Annotated in this window: 13 protein-coding genes; 5 read left to right on the forward strand and 8 right to left on the reverse strand. The window is 70.2% G+C overall.

Annotated elements, in window-relative coordinates; all coding sequences use genetic code 11:
- Positions 1-618: 618 nt before the first annotated feature.
- Positions 619-1230 carry a DNA-3-methyladenine glycosylase gene (locus ACN6LM_RS24565; RefSeq protein WP_445067542.1) on the reverse strand — a complete coding sequence of 204 codons (612 nt, stop codon included), beginning with the start codon at positions 1228-1230 and terminating at the stop codon, positions 619-621.
- A gap of 182 nt (positions 1231-1412) precedes the next feature.
- Between ACN6LM_RS24565 and ACN6LM_RS24570 the strand changes: the two genes are divergently transcribed.
- The 3 genes from ACN6LM_RS24570 (at position 1413) to ACN6LM_RS24580 (ending at position 3434) form a co-directional block, all read left to right on the forward strand.
- Positions 1413-2195 carry a sporulation protein gene (locus ACN6LM_RS24570; protein WP_445067543.1) on the forward strand — a complete coding sequence of 261 codons (783 nt, stop codon included), beginning with the start codon at positions 1413-1415 and terminating at the stop codon, positions 2193-2195.
- Between the two features lie 43 nt (positions 2196-2238).
- On the forward strand, positions 2239-2778 hold the full coding sequence (locus ACN6LM_RS24575; RefSeq protein ID WP_445067544.1) for a YbhB/YbcL family Raf kinase inhibitor-like protein: 540 nt from the start codon (positions 2239-2241) through the stop codon (positions 2776-2778).
- 149 nt (positions 2779-2927) lie between these two features.
- Complete coding sequence (locus tag ACN6LM_RS24580; RefSeq protein ID WP_073968443.1) at positions 2928-3434, forward strand: HNH endonuclease; 507 nt, start codon at positions 2928-2930, stop codon at positions 3432-3434.
- Between the two features lie 62 nt (positions 3435-3496).
- Here the strand turns inward: ACN6LM_RS24580 and ACN6LM_RS24585 are convergent, their stop codons facing one another.
- The 4 genes from ACN6LM_RS24585 to ACN6LM_RS24600 all read right to left on the reverse strand — a co-directional run bounded on the left by ACN6LM_RS24585 (position 3497) and on the right by ACN6LM_RS24600 (position 6618).
- Positions 3497-4264, reverse strand: a complete 768-nt coding sequence (locus tag ACN6LM_RS24585) for a sulfite exporter TauE/SafE family protein (RefSeq protein WP_445067545.1) — start codon at positions 4262-4264, stop codon at positions 3497-3499.
- 62 nt (positions 4265-4326) lie between these two features.
- A complete protein-coding gene (locus ACN6LM_RS24590) occupies positions 4327-5256 on the reverse strand; it encodes an SPFH domain-containing protein (protein ID WP_073968441.1) in 930 nt (309 codons plus the stop codon).
- Positions 5257-5330: 74 nt separating this feature from the next.
- Positions 5331-5762, reverse strand: a complete 432-nt coding sequence (locus ACN6LM_RS24595; RefSeq protein WP_073968470.1) for an NfeD family protein — start codon at positions 5760-5762, stop codon at positions 5331-5333.
- Positions 5763-5820: 58 nt separating this feature from the next.
- A complete protein-coding gene (locus ACN6LM_RS24600; protein WP_445067546.1) occupies positions 5821-6618 on the reverse strand; it encodes an ABC transporter ATP-binding protein in 798 nt (265 codons plus the stop codon).
- A gap of 154 nt (positions 6619-6772) precedes the next feature.
- On the opposite strand from ACN6LM_RS24600, the gene ACN6LM_RS24605 reads away from it, so the two are divergent.
- Positions 6773-7552, forward strand: coding sequence for a hypothetical protein (locus tag ACN6LM_RS24605; protein WP_445067547.1), 780 nt, complete (start codon positions 6773-6775; stop codon positions 7550-7552).
- A gap of 377 nt (positions 7553-7929) precedes the next feature.
- Here ACN6LM_RS24605 and ACN6LM_RS24610 read toward each other — a convergent pair whose 3' ends face one another.
- The gene (locus tag ACN6LM_RS24610; protein WP_445067548.1) at positions 7930-8574 is read right to left on the reverse strand and encodes a response regulator; all 645 of its coding nucleotides are present in this window, start codon (positions 8572-8574) and stop codon (positions 7930-7932) included.
- Positions 8567-9712 carry a GAF domain-containing sensor histidine kinase gene (locus tag ACN6LM_RS24615; protein ID WP_445067549.1) on the reverse strand — a complete coding sequence of 382 codons (1146 nt, stop codon included), beginning with the start codon at positions 9710-9712 and terminating at the stop codon, positions 8567-8569. The genes ACN6LM_RS24610 and ACN6LM_RS24615 overlap by 8 nt, the downstream gene beginning before the upstream one ends.
- A 439-nt stretch (positions 9713-10151) precedes the next feature.
- Between ACN6LM_RS24615 and ACN6LM_RS24620 the strand changes: the two genes are divergently transcribed.
- Positions 10152-10904, forward strand: coding sequence for a transglycosylase SLT domain-containing protein (locus ACN6LM_RS24620; protein WP_445067550.1), 753 nt, complete (start codon positions 10152-10154; stop codon positions 10902-10904).
- An 85-nt stretch (positions 10905-10989) separates the two neighbouring features.
- Here ACN6LM_RS24620 and ACN6LM_RS24625 read toward each other — a convergent pair whose 3' ends face one another.
- On the reverse strand, positions 10990-13536 hold the full coding sequence (locus ACN6LM_RS24625; protein ID WP_445067551.1) for an FHA domain-containing protein: 2547 nt from the start codon (positions 13534-13536) through the stop codon (positions 10990-10992).
- Positions 13537-13590: the final 54 nt, after the last annotated feature.

A 13590-nucleotide genomic window follows, 5' to 3' on the forward strand; every position in this document is an offset into this window, starting at 1 on the left:
TTTGTACTCACCCTCGCGGGCTTTCCTCCGGGCGCTTCCCTTCGGTCTTGCGTTTCCGACTCTATCAGACTCTTTCGTGTCCGATTCCCGGTCGAAGCGAGTCAAGCAGTTTTCGCTTTCCAGTTCTTCGCTTTCGCGTTTCCCTTTCGGCGTGTCCACTACTTTAGCGGATTCTCCCGGTTACTCATAATCGAGTCAGTGGGTCTGAATTCCGGGCATGCCGAAATCCGCACCCTCTGGGGCGAGTCGTAGGTAGTGGTTGGCCGCCTCGGGTCTGCGCGGCATGCGATCCGATGGACCGAACCAACAGCTGTACCCGTGTCAAGCGACTCGGACAACATTAGATGCCCCACTCGGGCGAGTCAAGTTGGCCTCCGGCGCGGCGCAAGGGTGCGGCACGGGCTCAGCGACGGGGCGACGTCGATCCGGAACCCCCGGGGTGCGCCGCGCCGTTCGCGCCCGCTCCGGTGCGGGGGCCTTGCGTACCTGGTCACGCGGTGGCGGTGCCCAGGAGCACGAAGAGCTCGGCGCCCTCGTGTCGCGTGCGGTCGCATGATGCCGTCTTCTGTTCCGCCTCTCGCCGGCCCTCGGGAGCACTCCACTCGCTCTGCCCTCGAGTCAGGCTCCGGTCGCCGGTTTGGCCCGCGGGCTCAGTCGGTACGCCGAGACCGTCGGATCACCGGCGAGGTAGAACCGGTGCAGCCAGTCGTGGGCCTTGCTCACGCCCACCCGGGGACCGGCCTGAATGAGCTCGGCCCGCACCGCCTCACCTTCCGACAACGTGACTGACGTACCCGTCAGAAGGTCCTCACCGTTGTGCTCCGCCGTGATGCCGAGCGCCTGGCAGAAGTTCCCCGGGCCTCGGGCGAGACGTGCGCTTTCGACCCTCTCGCCTCGACGCCGGCTTGCCAGGTCCTCTCCCTTGATGACCCTGCCCGCCCGGATGAGGACGGCCGAGGCGATGCCGTCCGTCCCGGTGACGATGTTGGCGCACCAGTGGAGACCGTGGGACCGGTAGACGTACAGGTGTCCCGCGGGGCCGAACATGACGGCGTTACGAGGCGTCTGGCCCCGGTAGGCGTGGGAGGCCGGGTCGGCAGCACCGGAATACGCCTCGGTCTCCGTGATGGTGATGCTCACGGTTCCCGCCGGGGTCGTGCAGGTGAGCACACTCCCGAGCAGCTTGGGGGCGACTTCTTCGGCAGGTTGGGCGAGGAGGTCGACGTTCATGCTGACTCCCTTGACGTGCGTACGTGAAAGTGCCCGGGTCGGTGCTGGGGACCAGGCTGCGGCCGGAGAAGTCCCGCGTCGGCGGCGTACGGTCCGGGCCGTCGATCATGAGGTTCGAGGTTACTGGGAACCGACTACGGTCGTCGCGCGTATGTAGGGGTCAGGACCTAGGAGGAGAAAACATGGGCTTCAAGCGGCTGCTCGCGAGCATGGGTGCCGGTGGCGCCTCGGTGGAGACGGAGCTGACCGAGGTCAACGTCGTCCCCGGCGGGGTCGTCCAGGGCGAGGTGCGGATCCAGGGCGGCTCCGTCGACCAGCAGATCGAAGGGCTCTCCGTGGGCCTCCAGGCACGGGTCGAGGTCGAGGGCCAGGACCAGGAGACCAAGCAGGACATCGAGTTCACCAAGCTGCGCATCGGCGGCGCCTTCCAGGTGCAGGCGGGCGCGGTGCACGTGGTGCCGTTCGGTCTGGAGATCCCCTGGGAGACGCCGATCACCATGTTCGCGGGCCAGCACCTGCACGGCATGAACATCGGGGTGACGACCGAGCTGGAGATCGCGCGGGCGCTGGACTCGGGCGACCTCGACCCGATCAACGTGCACCCGCTGCCGGCCCAGGAGGCCATCCTCGACGCCTTCGGCCGACTCGGCTTCAGCTTCCGCAGCGCCGACATGGAGCGCGGCCACATCCGCGGTACGCGGCAGCGGCTGCCGTTCTACCAGGAGATCGAGTTCCACCCGCCGCAGCAGTACCGGGGGCTCAACCAGGTGGAGCTGTCGTTCGTCGCGGACGACCGCGAGATGGACGTCATCCTGGAGATGGACAAGAAGCCGGGTCTGTTCAGCGAGGGCAGCGACTCGTACCGCGCCTTCAAGGTCGGTCTGCACGACTTCCAGGAGACCGACTGGGCGGCATATCTGAACCAGTGGCTGGCGCAGGTCGGCGGTCAGCGCAACTGGCTCTAGGGTCGGAAGCGTCATCCGACCGAGCCGACAGAGAGGTGCTGACGTGACCGAGCCGAAGAGGGCGCCGCTGCCGCACGACTTCCATCCGGAGGTTCCCTCGTTCACCGTGGTGAGCGAGGACATCGCCCCGGGGGCCGTGCTCGCCGACGCACAGGTGTACGCGGCGGGGAACACCTCGCCGCACCTGCGGTGGGAGGGCTTCCCGGCGGAGACGAAGAGCTTCGCCGTGACGTGTTTCGACCCCGACGCCCCCACGGGCAGCGGGTTCTGGCACTGGGTGCTCTTCGACATCCCGGCGTCGGTCACGGAGCTGCCGGCCGGTGCGGGCGGCGGGAAGTTCGAAGGCCTGCCCGCCGGGGCCGTGCACGCGCGCAACGACTACGGGACCAAGGACTTCGGCGGTGCCGCTCCGCCGGCCGGGGAGAACCACCGCTACGTGTTCACCGTGTACGCGGTGGACACCGACGAGCTCGGCCCGGACAGCGACACCCCGCCCGCGGCCGTCGGCTTCAACCTGCGGTTCCACACCCTGGCCCGGGCCCAGCTGATCGCCGAGTACGCGGAGCCCGCCGAGAACGCCTGAGTACCAAATCGTCCGCATCCGTTTGCCCTGCCCTGGTCTTGGAGAGATCAGGGCAGGGCATTTTTTAATGCGTTGTCCATCACGGCGTGCCGGGGCCAGAGTTGATCCGGGCCTGCCAGGGGGCGGCCGGCACACGGGAGGTGGGCGGGATGCGGGACACGCTGGTACTCAACGCGAGCTTCGAGCCGCTGTCGACGGTGACGTTGAACCGTGCGGTGGTGCTGATCCTTCAGGACAAGGCCGTCGTCGAGCAGTCCCACCCCGGCCTCCGGATGCGCGGCGCCGATGTGGACATCCCGGTGCCCCGGGTGATCAGGCTCTGCCGGTACGTACGGGTGCCGTTCCGAAGACAGGCGCCGTGGTCCAGAAGGGGCGTCCTGGTCAGGGACCAGCACCGGTGCGCGTACTGCGGGAAGCGGGCGAGCACCGTCGACCACGTGGTGCCGAGGGCCCAGGGCGGGCAGGACACCTGGCTGAACACGGTGGCCTCGTGCGCGGAGGACAACCACCGCAAGGCGGACCGTACGCCGGAGCAGGCGGGGATGCCGCTGCTGCGGAAGCCCTTCGTGCCCTCCCCCGCGGAGGCGATGCTGCTGGCACTGGGGGCCGGCGACCGGTCGGCGCTGCCGGAGTGGCTTGCGCGGAGCGCGGCGTAGCCGCCGTACGCCTGACGATGTGCGCGAGGCCCGTCTCCCCGGGGGAGACGGGCCTCGGCCGTTCAGCGGAGCAGCAGCTGGACGATGGCGACCGTGCCGACGGTGACGATGAGGGCGCGCAGCAGGGCGGGGCTGAGGCGGCGGCCGACCTTGGCGCCGATCTGGCCGCCGATGGCGGAGCCCACCGCGATCAGGACGACGGCGGTCCAGTCGAAGTCGGCGACGAAGAGGAAGAACAGCGCGGCGATGCTGTTGACGACGGCGGCGAGGACGTTCTTGACGGCGTTGAGCCGCTGCATGGTGTCGTCCACCAGCATTCCCATGAGGGAGAGGTAGATGATCCCCTGGGCGGCGGTGAAGTAGCCGCCGTAGACGCTGGCGAGGGTCAGGCCGATGTAGAGCAGCGGGCCGCCGTCGGGGTGGGCGGGTGCCCCGGTGCGGGCGCGCCGTTCCTGGACGGCCTTGCTGATGCGCGGTTGCAGGATGACCAGGACGAGGGCCAGGGCGACCAGGACCGGGACGATCGTCTCGAAAGCGGTGGAGGGCAGGGCCAGGAGCAGGGTGGCACCGGTGAGTCCGCCGATGAGGGCGCCCACGGTGAGCTTGAGGACGCGGGAGCGCTGGCCTTCGAGTTCCTTGCGGTAGCCGATCGCACCGCTGATGGAACCGGGGATCAGCCCGAGCGCGTTGGAGACGGTGGCGGTGACCGGGGGCAGGCCGGTGGCGAGCAGGACGGGGAAGGTGATGAGCGTGCCGGAACCGACGATCGTGTTGATCGTGCCGGCGCTGATCCCCGCGGCGAAGACGGCGAGCATCTCCCAGATGGACATGGTGTATCCCCCGTGCGTGATCGGTGCTTGGTGCACCGAATCATGCACGGGGGATGTACACGTCAGTCGACCGGGGGTTCCTCGCGTCGTTCCTTGCCGGTGTTGAAGCCGGGCGCGCCGCCGCCGAGGTTGCCGAAGGCGCCGCTGAGGCCCTTGAGCGCGTCGCCGATCTCGCTGGGCACGATCCAGAGCTTGTTGGCGTCGCCCTCGGCGATCTTCGGCAGCATCTGGAGGTACTGGTAGGAGAGCAGCTTCTGGTCCGGGTCGCCGGCGTGGATGGACTCGAAGACCGTACGGATGGCCTGGGCCTCGCCCTCCGCGCGCAGGGCGGCGGCCTTGGCCTCGCCCTCGGCGCGCAGGATCGCGGACTGCTTCTCGCCCTCGGCGGTGAGGATCGCGGACTGGCGGGTGCCCTCGGCCTGGAGGATCGCGGCGCGCTTGTCCCGGTCGGCGCGCATCTGCTTCTCCATCGAGTCCTGGATGGAGGTGGGCGGCTCGATCGCCTTGAGCTCGACGCGGTTGACGCGGATGCCCCACTTGCCGGTGGCCTCGTCCAGGACGCCGCGCAGGGCCGCGTTGATCTCCTCGCGGGAGGTGAGGGTCCGTTCCAGGTCCATGCCGCCGATGATGTTGCGGAGGGTGGTGACGGTGAGCTGCTCGATGGCCTGGATGTAGCTGGCCACCTCGTACGTCGCGGCCCGGGCGTCGGTCACCTGGTAGTAGATGACGGTGTCGATGTTGACGACCAGGTTGTCCTGGGTGATGACGGGCTGCGGCGGGAAGGGCACGACCTGCTCGCGCAGGTCGATCCGGTTGCGGATCGAGTCGATGAACGGGACGACGATGTTCAGGCCGGCGTTGAGGGTGCGGGTGTACCGGCCGAAGCGCTCCACGATGGCGGCGCTGGCCTGCGGGATGACCTGGATCGTCTTGATCAGGGCGATGAAGACGAGCACCACCAGAATGATCAGGACGATGATGATCGGTTGCATCGTTTCCTCGTGCCCTTCGGTTGATGATCGTCATCGAGTCTGACAGAACGCGCTTGGGTGCGCGGGCAGTTCGGTCACATGACGACGGCCGTCGCCCCGTCGATGTCCACGACGTCGACCTGTTGGCCGGGCTCGTAGCTGAATCCGGGGTCGAATGCGCGCGCCGACCAGACCTCACCGGCCAGCTTGATACGGCCGCCACCGCCGTCCACCCGTTCCAGGACGACGGCCTGACGGCCCTTCAGGGCGTCGATGCCCGTGGCGTGCACGGGTGCCCGGTCCGCGCGCTGCCGCCCCGCGATCACGCGTACCACCGCCGTCAGCGCCACCGAGACGATGACGAAGACCAGGACCTGGGCGACGATTCCGCCGCCGAGGGCCGCGACGACCGCGGCGGCGACGGCCCCCACGGCGAACATGCCGAACTCGGGCATCGCGGTCAGGACGAGCGGAATGCCCAGTCCCACCGCGCCGATCAGCCACCACACCCACGCGTCGATGTCCACGGGGTCATGGTAGGACCGCATGCACCCTTACGGACAGGGCGCAACCGGGCAACAACGCCTAGCCGAGCGGCAGTCCGCGGGCGGTGTAGCGGTCGCCCTGGTGCTCGACCACGAGGGGCAGGCCGAAGCAGAGGGAGAGGTTGCGGGAGGTGAGCTCGGTCTCCATGGGGCCGGCGGCGAGCACCTTGCCCTGGCGGATCATCAACACGTGGGTGAAACCGGGGGCGATCTCCTCGACGTGGTGGGTCACCATGATCATGGAGGGCGCGTACGGGTCGCGGGCCAGCCGGCCGAGGCGCCGGACAAGGTCCTCGCGCCCGCCGAGGTCGAGACCGGCGGCGGGCTCGTCCAGGAGGAGGAGCTCGGGGTCGGTCATCATGGCGCGGGCGATCAGGGTGCGCTTGCGCTCGCCCTCGGAGAGGGTGCCGAACTTGCGGTCGAGGTACTCGGTCATGCCGAGCCGGTCGAGGAAGGCGCGGGCGCGGTCCTCGTCCACCTTGTCGTAGTTCTCGTTCCAGGTGGCGGTCATGCCGTAGGCGGCGGTGAGCACCGTCTGCAGGACCGTCTGGCGGCGGGGCAGCTTGTCGGCCAGGGCGACGCCCGCGATGCCGATGCGGGGGCGCAGGTCGAAGACGTCGGTGCCGACGCCGCCGAGGCGCTCGCCGAGGACGCCGGCGCTGCCCTTGGTGGGGAAGAGGTAGCTGGACGCGATGTTGAGCAGGGTGGTCTTGCCGGCGCCGTTGGGGCCGAGGATGACCCAGCGCTCCCCCTCCTTGACCGACCAGGAGACGTCTTCCACCAGAGCGCGTCCGTCGCGGACCACGGATACGTCCACCAGCTCCAGTACATCGCTCATGAGCGCGTTGTCTCCCCATGCAGTGTCGAGATCGTCGCGTGCCTGTGGGCACAGCTCCCAGGGAAAACCTACGCCACCGTGCGAGTACCGGCGGCGCTGGGCCCGCCGTCGCGGGCCCGGCCGCGACCGGCGGGGCGCCCCCTAAGCTGTCCGCATGCTTTCGGAACCACGTTCAGGGCTGCTGGCCGCCTGGGGGAACGCGTTGCTGGCGGGGCTGGTGTCGCCGGACGACGCGGCGCTCGCCATCGTCGGGGAGGACGCGGTGCACCGCGTCGAGGGGCTGCCGGGTGAGGCAGGTCCGGTCGGGCTGACGTTCGCCCTGGGGCGGCTGCGGGCGCTGGGGGTGAGCGGCTTCCGGGTCGCGCTGCCGGTGCCGGGGCATCCGCTGGGGCTGAGCGGTCCGGCCGATTTCAACGCCCGGGCCCTGGAGGCGGAGGAGGCGGTCGTCACCTTCGGCGCCCCGTACGGGCTGGTGCCCGAGGTGCGCGAGGCGGGCCCGGCCGGCGATGTGCACGTGGACGTGGTGTGGCACTGCCTGGCGGTACGGGAGGCTCCGCCGGCCGACGTGCCCTCGCTGGGCGAGGCGGAACGGGAGCTGGCCGAGGCGCTGCGGGACGCGACGGCGCTGTTGTCCCGGCTCGACGTGGCCGGCTCGGGGCCGGTGGCCGAGGCGGCGGTGGACGCGTACCGGGCGCGGGCGGAGCGGGGCCGCGAGGTGCTGGCCCCGGGCTATCCGCCGAGGGCGGTGCGGGTCCTGGAGCTGGCCCAGCGGGTCGGGCTGCTGGTCTCGGTGGCGTACGAGAACGGGCACGGCGGCGCGGTGAGCGCGTCGGAGATGGCGGCGCGGGGTGAGGCGCTGCGGCCGGTGGAGCGGGTGGCGCGGCGGGCGCAGGTGGCGGCGTACAACGCGTATGTGGAGGAGCGGGCGCGGTAGGGGCGCGAGCGCCCCTCGTCATGCGACGACCCCCGCCCACGCGCGGCCGCGAGCGAGCGTCCGGATCACGCGGGCGCGGTAGGGGCGCGAGCGCCCCTCGTCATGCGACGACCCCCGCCCGCGCACGGCCGCGAGCGAGCGTCCGAATCACGCGGGCGCGGTAGGGGCGCGAGCGCCCCTCGTCATGCGACGACCCCCGCCCGCGCACGGCAGCGAGCGAGCGTCCGAATCACGCGGGCGCCGGGCGCGCGACGCGGGTGCGGCCTGTGCGGCAGCCGGAGCGACGCGGGCGCGGCCTCCGCTGCAGCCGGAGCGACGCGGCTCGGGCACGGCCTCCGCTGTAGCCCGAGCCGCGCGGCGCGGGCACGGCCGTCCGTTCAGTCCGCTGCTCCGTGGCGGACCGCCCAGAGCGCCGCCTGGGTGCGGTCGGCCAGGTCGAGCTTCATGAGGATGTTCGAGACGTGGGTCTTGACCGTCTTCTCGGACAGGACCAGGGCCCGCGCGATCTCGCGGTTGGACCGGCCGTCGGCGATCAGGCCGAGCACTTCCCGTTCGCGTTCGGTCAGGGTGCTCCCCCGGCCGGTGCCGGTGCCCGGCTCGTCCTGGGCCAGCAGTGCCCCGGCCACCTCGGGCTGGAGCAGGACGTGTCCGGCGTGCACGGAGCGGATGGCTCCGGCCAGGGCGTCCGGGTCGACGTCCTTGTACACGTAGCCGGAGGCGCCGGCGCGCAGGGCGGGGACGACCGTGCGCTGCTCGGTGAAGCTGGTGACGATCAGCACCTTGGCCGGGTTCTCGAGCTCGCGGAGCCGGCGCAGTGCCTCGATGCCGTCGGTGCCGGGCATCTTGATGTACAACAGCGCGACGTCGGGCCGCAGCTCCTCCGTCCTGGCCACGCCCTCGGCGCCGTCGGCCGCCTCGCCGACCACCTCGATGTCGTCCTGGATCTCCAGGAACGTGCGCAGGCCGCGGCGGACGACCTGGTGGTCGTCGACGAGCAGCACCCTGATGATCCTGTCAGCCACCGGGGATCTCCATCTCGATCGTGGTGCCCTTGCCGGGCTCGGACTCAACGGTGAGGCGGCCGCCGACGCCGCTCGCCCGGTCCCGCATGGAGACCAGGCCCAGGTGGCGCCCGGCCCGGCGGGTGGCGGCGGGTTCGAAGCCGCTGCCGTCGTCGGTGATCCGCAGCACCGTGGTGCCGTCGCGCCGGGCGAGGGTGACGTCGACGTGGCCCGCGTCGGCGTGGCGCAGGGCGTTGTGCAGGGCCTCCTGCGTGACCCGGAGCAGCGCTTCCTCCTGGGCGGCGGGCAGGGCCCGGACGCCGGCGCCGGCGAAGGTGACCCGGGCGGTGTGGGCCCGGTCGAGGACCTGGACCTGGGTGCGGAGGGTGGCGACGAGGCCGTCCTCGTCCAGGGCGGCCGGGCGCAGCTCCACGACGGCGGCGCGCAGTTCGTCCACGGCCTCGGCGGCGAGTGCGGCGACCTGCTGGAGCTCGCCCTTGGCGCGGGCCGGGTCGCGGTCGACCAGGGCCGCGGCGGCCTGGGCGGTGAGCCGGAGCGAGAAGAGCTTCTGGCTGACCGCGTCGTGCAGCTCGTGGGCGAGGCGGGAACGCTCCTCGGCGATGGTGAGCTCGCGGCTGCGTTCGTAGAGGCGGGCGTTGGTGAGGGCGATGGCCGCGTGCTGGGCCAGGATCGAGAGGAGTTCCTCGTCCTCGGCGTTGAAGCCGCAGACGCCCTCGGGCTTGGGGCACCTCTTGTTGGCGAGGAACAGGGCGCCGATGGTCTCGTCGCCGTCCCGGATGGGCAGGCCGAGGAAGTCGGACATGTCGGGGTGGGTGCTGGGCCAGCCCTCGAAGCGGGGGTCCTTGCGGACGTCGGCGAGGCGCTCGGTCTTCCCGCCGTGGAGCATCGCGGCGAGGATGCCGTGCTGCCGGGGCAGCGGGCCGATGGCCTTCCACTGTTCGTCGCTGACTCCGTCCACGACGAACTGGGCGAAGCCGCCGTGGTCGTCGGGGACCCCGAGGGCGGCGTACTCGGCGTCCAGGAGTTCGCGGGCCGAGGCGACGATCGTCTTCAGGACGTCCCGTACCTCCAGGTGGCGGCTCATGGCGAGCAGCGCGGCGCTGACGGCGGCGAGGCCGGAGGGGGGTCGGTGGCTCATGCGCCTCACCGTACCGGCGGGTTCCGCGCCCCGTATCGGACCGGAGGCGGCCGGGACCGGGGCGGAGGGACTAGGACCTGCGGCGGGTGACCCGCGCGCGAGGTCCGGCGCGGGCCGCCGAACCCCGTCCGGAACGTTGCATTCCGCATTGCTTCGGCAACACAAGGTGAGACTGCCGCCCGCCCCATGTGAGGCCGCGCATAGGGCCCAGGTCACTTACGAAGCCGCCTAGTGGACCGAAAAGGGCGATTTGAGGGGCGATGACCTGGGGGTGAATCGGGCAAACCGCCCTCCATTCCACTACCCGGCTTCGTACGTCACACCTTTGCCACGGCATTTTGCCGCCGCTAAGAATTGAGCTCGTCCCCGACGGAGATGCGCAGTCGCTCCCGTCTTCGTCCTCCGTGAGGACCCCCCGAATTCGAAGAGGTAAGCCTGTATGTCCGCGTCCCGCTTCACCGGCCGAATCCGTAGCCTGAACAAGACCCAGAAGCTCTCCGCCGCCGGCGTCTCCGCCGTCGCCGCCGCTGCACTCTCCTTGTCCCTGGTGCCCGGTCACGCCGAGGCCGAGACCGAACCGCAGGCTCTCTCCGCCTCCCCGGTCCTCTTCGACTCCGCGAACTCCAAGCAGGCCCGGGCGATCCAGGACAGTGTCATCCAGCAGCACTCGACCGCCGAGAAGCTGGTCAAGGCCGCCGACGCCGCCAAGGCCGAGAAGGCCGCCGCGGTGAAGGAGAAGGCCGAGGCCAAGGCGAAGAAGGCCGAGAAGGCCGAGCTGAAGAAGAAGGCGAAGGCCAAGGCGCACACCAAGGCCAAGTCCCACAAGTCCGAGTCGCGCTCCAGCCGCTCCTCCGCGCGCTCGCACATGTACGCCAACAACCTGGACGGCTGGATCCGGCAGTCCCTCGACATCATGCACGAGAAGGGCATCCCGGGCACGTACGAGGGTCTGCACCGCAACATCATCCGCGAGTCCAGCGGCAACCCGAACGCCATCAACGACTGGGACATCAACGCCCAGAACGGCGTGCCGTCGATCGGTCTGCTCCAGATCATCAAGCCGACCTTCGACTACTACCACGTGTCCGGCACCCCGCACACGCAGTACGACCCGGTCGCCAACATCACCGCGTCGGCCAACTACGCCGCCGACAAGTACGGCTCGATCGACAACGTCAACAGCGCGTACTGATCCGCCGCGATCCGTAGCGCCGACGGCAGACGCCGAAGGGCGGCACCCCGCGTGGGTGCCGCCCTTCGGCGCGTGTCCGGGCCGGTTACTTGCGCATGACCTCGGGCTCGTGGCGGCGCAGCAGCCGCGCGACCGCGAAGCCGCACACGACGCCGAGGAGCAGCAGGACCGAGATGTTGATCCCCCACTGGCTCACCGAGTGCTCCCACAGCGGGTCCAGGTCGGTGGGGTTGCTCGTGTCCCACGGCGGCATGAGGTGGGCCAGGTCCAGCGTCGATCCGGCACCGGCGATGGCCCAGCGCGACGGCATCAGCCAGGCGAACTGCTCCAGGCCGGGCGATCCGTACACCTGGAAGAGGATGCCGGTGAAGACGACCTGGACGATCGCGAACATGACCAGCAGCGGCATGGTCTTCTCTGCGGTCTTCACCAGCGAGGAGATGACCAGGCCGAACATCATCGAGGTGAAGCCGAGCGCGATGACCGTCAGGCACAGCTCGACGGCCGGCGGCATGACCAGGCCCTCTTCGGGCAGATCGCGGGTGGCGAAGCCGATACCGCAGATGATGACGCCCTGGAGGGCCGTGATCAGGCCGAGGACGAGCACCTTGGACATCAGGTACGCGGAGCGGGACAGGCCGGTGGCCCGTTCCCGTTCGTAGATGACGCGTTCCTTGATCAGTTCGCGTACGGAGTTGGCCGCACCGGAGAAGCACATCCCGATCGTCAGGATCAGCATGATCGTTCCGGCGTCGCCGTTGAACTTGTGCGGCGGCCTCGGCGGGGCGAGGCCGTAGTCCGACGGAATGACCACGCTGACGATGCCGAGCACCGCGGGCAGGATCACCATCAGGCCCATGAAGCCCTTGTCGGAACCGATCACCGACAGGTAGCGGCGCATCAGCGTCCACAGCTGCGTGCCCCAGCCCTGCGGCTTCGGCGGGCGCATCTGCTGCGGAGGCGGCATGTGTACGGACTGCACGGCCGCGGCGTCGATGTCGGCGGCGTACATCTGGTAGTGCTGCGAGCCGCGCCAGCGGCCCGACCAGTCGTAGTCCCGGTAGTTCTCGAACGCGGAGAAGACGTCGGCCCAAGTGGTGTAGCCGAAGAAGTTCAGTGCCTCGTCCGGCGGGCCGAAGTAGGCCACGGCGCCGCCCGGCGCCATCACCAGGAGCTTGTCGCAGATGGCCAGTTCCGCCACCGAGTGCGTGACGACCAGGACGGTACGGCCGTCGTCGGCCAGTCCGCGCAGCAGCTGCATCACGTCGCGGTCCATGCCCGGGTCGAGGCCGGAGGTCGGCTCGTCCAGGAAGATCAGCGACGGCTTGGTGAGCAGTTCGAGCGCCACGGAGACGCGCTTGCGCTGGCCGCCGGAGAGCGAGGTGACCTTCTTGTCCTTGTGGACGTCGAGCTTCAGCTCGGTCAGGACCTCGTGTATCCGGGCCTGGCGTTCGGCCTCGGTGGTGTCCGCGGGGAACCGGAGCTTGGCCGCGTACTTCAGGGCGCGGGTGACGGTCAGTTCCTTGTGCAGGATGTCGTCCTGCGGGACCAGGCCGATGCGCTGGCGCAGTTCGGCGAACTGCTTGTAGAGGTTCCGGTTGTCGTAGAGGACGTCGCCCTGGTTGGCGGGCCGGTAGCCGGTGAGCGCCTTGAGCAGGGTGGACTTTCCGGAGCCGGAGGGGCCGATGACGCCGATGAGCGACTTCTCGGGAACGCCGAACGAGACGTCCTTGAGGATCTGCTTGCCGCCGTCGACCGTGACCGTGAGGTGGCGGGCCGCGAAGGAGACCTCGCCGGTGTCGACGAACTCTTCCAGCCGGTCGCCGACGAGCCGGAACGTCGAGTGGCCGACGCCGACGGTGTCGTTCGGTCCGATGAGCGCCGAACCGGACTTGGAGAGCGGCTGGCCGTTGACGTACGTGCCGTTGTGCGAGCCGAGGTCGCGGATCTCGAACCGGCCGTCGGGCGTCGCGTGGAACTCGGCGTGGTGCCGCGAGACCTGGAGGTCGGAGACGACGAGGTCGTTCTCCAGGGCACGGCCGATCCGCATCACCCGGCCGAGCGCCAGCTGGTGGAACGTGGTCGGGCTGCGGTCCCCGTAGACCGGCGCGGATCCCGCCGGGCCGGTACCGGGGCCGGGCGGTGCCGGGGCCCCGCCCTGCTGCGGCACGTGCGGCTGCTGCGGCGCGGGCTGCTGCCAGCCCTGCTGCTGCTGCGCGAGGGGCTGCTGGGGTGCCGGCTGCTGCCAGCCCGGTCCGCCCTGCTGGGGCTGGTGCGGCGGGGTCTGCTGCGGCTGCGCGGGGCCGGCGGCCCGGCCGCTGTAGACGTCCGCGGCGCTCAGGCTCAGGCGGGGTCCGTCGGTGGCGTTGCCCAGGTTCACGGTGGAGCCGGCCGCGATCTCCATCTGGTGGATCCGCTGGCCGTGCACGTACGTGCCGTTGGTGCTGCCGTGGTCCTCGATGAACCAACTGCGCCCGTTCCAGCTGATCGTGGCGTGCCGCCACGACACTCTGGCGTCGTCGATCGCCATGTCCCCCTGGGGGTCACGCCCCAGGGTGTATGCCCTGGACGGATCGAGCGTCCAGGTCCTGCCATTCAATTCCAGTACGAGTTCCGGCACTCCGCGCCCCACTAGTTGTCCCCCGTGTTACCCCCGTCGCAGGGAGTCTAGGGATGCTGAACATCG

The organism is Streptomyces sp. SAS_281 (assembly GCF_052542855.1).

What these genes read in the sequence shown, in the direction of transcription:
- ACN6LM_RS24565 (WP_445067542.1), bottom strand. Translation starts at nt 1,230, where the DNA reads ATGAACGTCGACCTCCTCGCCCAACCTGCCGAAGAAGTCGCCCCCAAG.
- ACN6LM_RS24570 (WP_445067543.1), top strand. Translation starts at nt 1,413, where the DNA reads ATGGGCTTCAAGCGGCTGCTCGCGAGCATGGGTGCCGGTGGCGCCTCG.
- ACN6LM_RS24580 (WP_073968443.1), top strand. Translation starts at nt 2,928, where the DNA reads ATGCGGGACACGCTGGTACTCAACGCGAGCTTCGAGCCGCTGTCGACG.
- ACN6LM_RS24585 (WP_445067545.1), bottom strand. Translation starts at nt 4,264, where the DNA reads ATGTCCATCTGGGAGATGCTCGCCGTCTTCGCCGCGGGGATCAGCGCC.
- ACN6LM_RS24590 (WP_073968441.1), bottom strand. Translation starts at nt 5,256, where the DNA reads ATGCAACCGATCATCATCGTCCTGATCATTCTGGTGGTGCTCGTCTTC.
- ACN6LM_RS24600 (WP_445067546.1), bottom strand. Translation starts at nt 6,618, where the DNA reads ATGAGCGATGTACTGGAGCTGGTGGACGTATCCGTGGTCCGCGACGGA.
- ACN6LM_RS24605 (WP_445067547.1), top strand. Translation starts at nt 6,773, where the DNA reads ATGCTTTCGGAACCACGTTCAGGGCTGCTGGCCGCCTGGGGGAACGCG.
- ACN6LM_RS24615 (WP_445067549.1), bottom strand. Translation starts at nt 9,712, where the DNA reads ATGAGCCACCGACCCCCCTCCGGCCTCGCCGCCGTCAGCGCCGCGCTG.
- ACN6LM_RS24620 (WP_445067550.1), top strand. Translation starts at nt 10,152, where the DNA reads ATGTCCGCGTCCCGCTTCACCGGCCGAATCCGTAGCCTGAACAAGACC.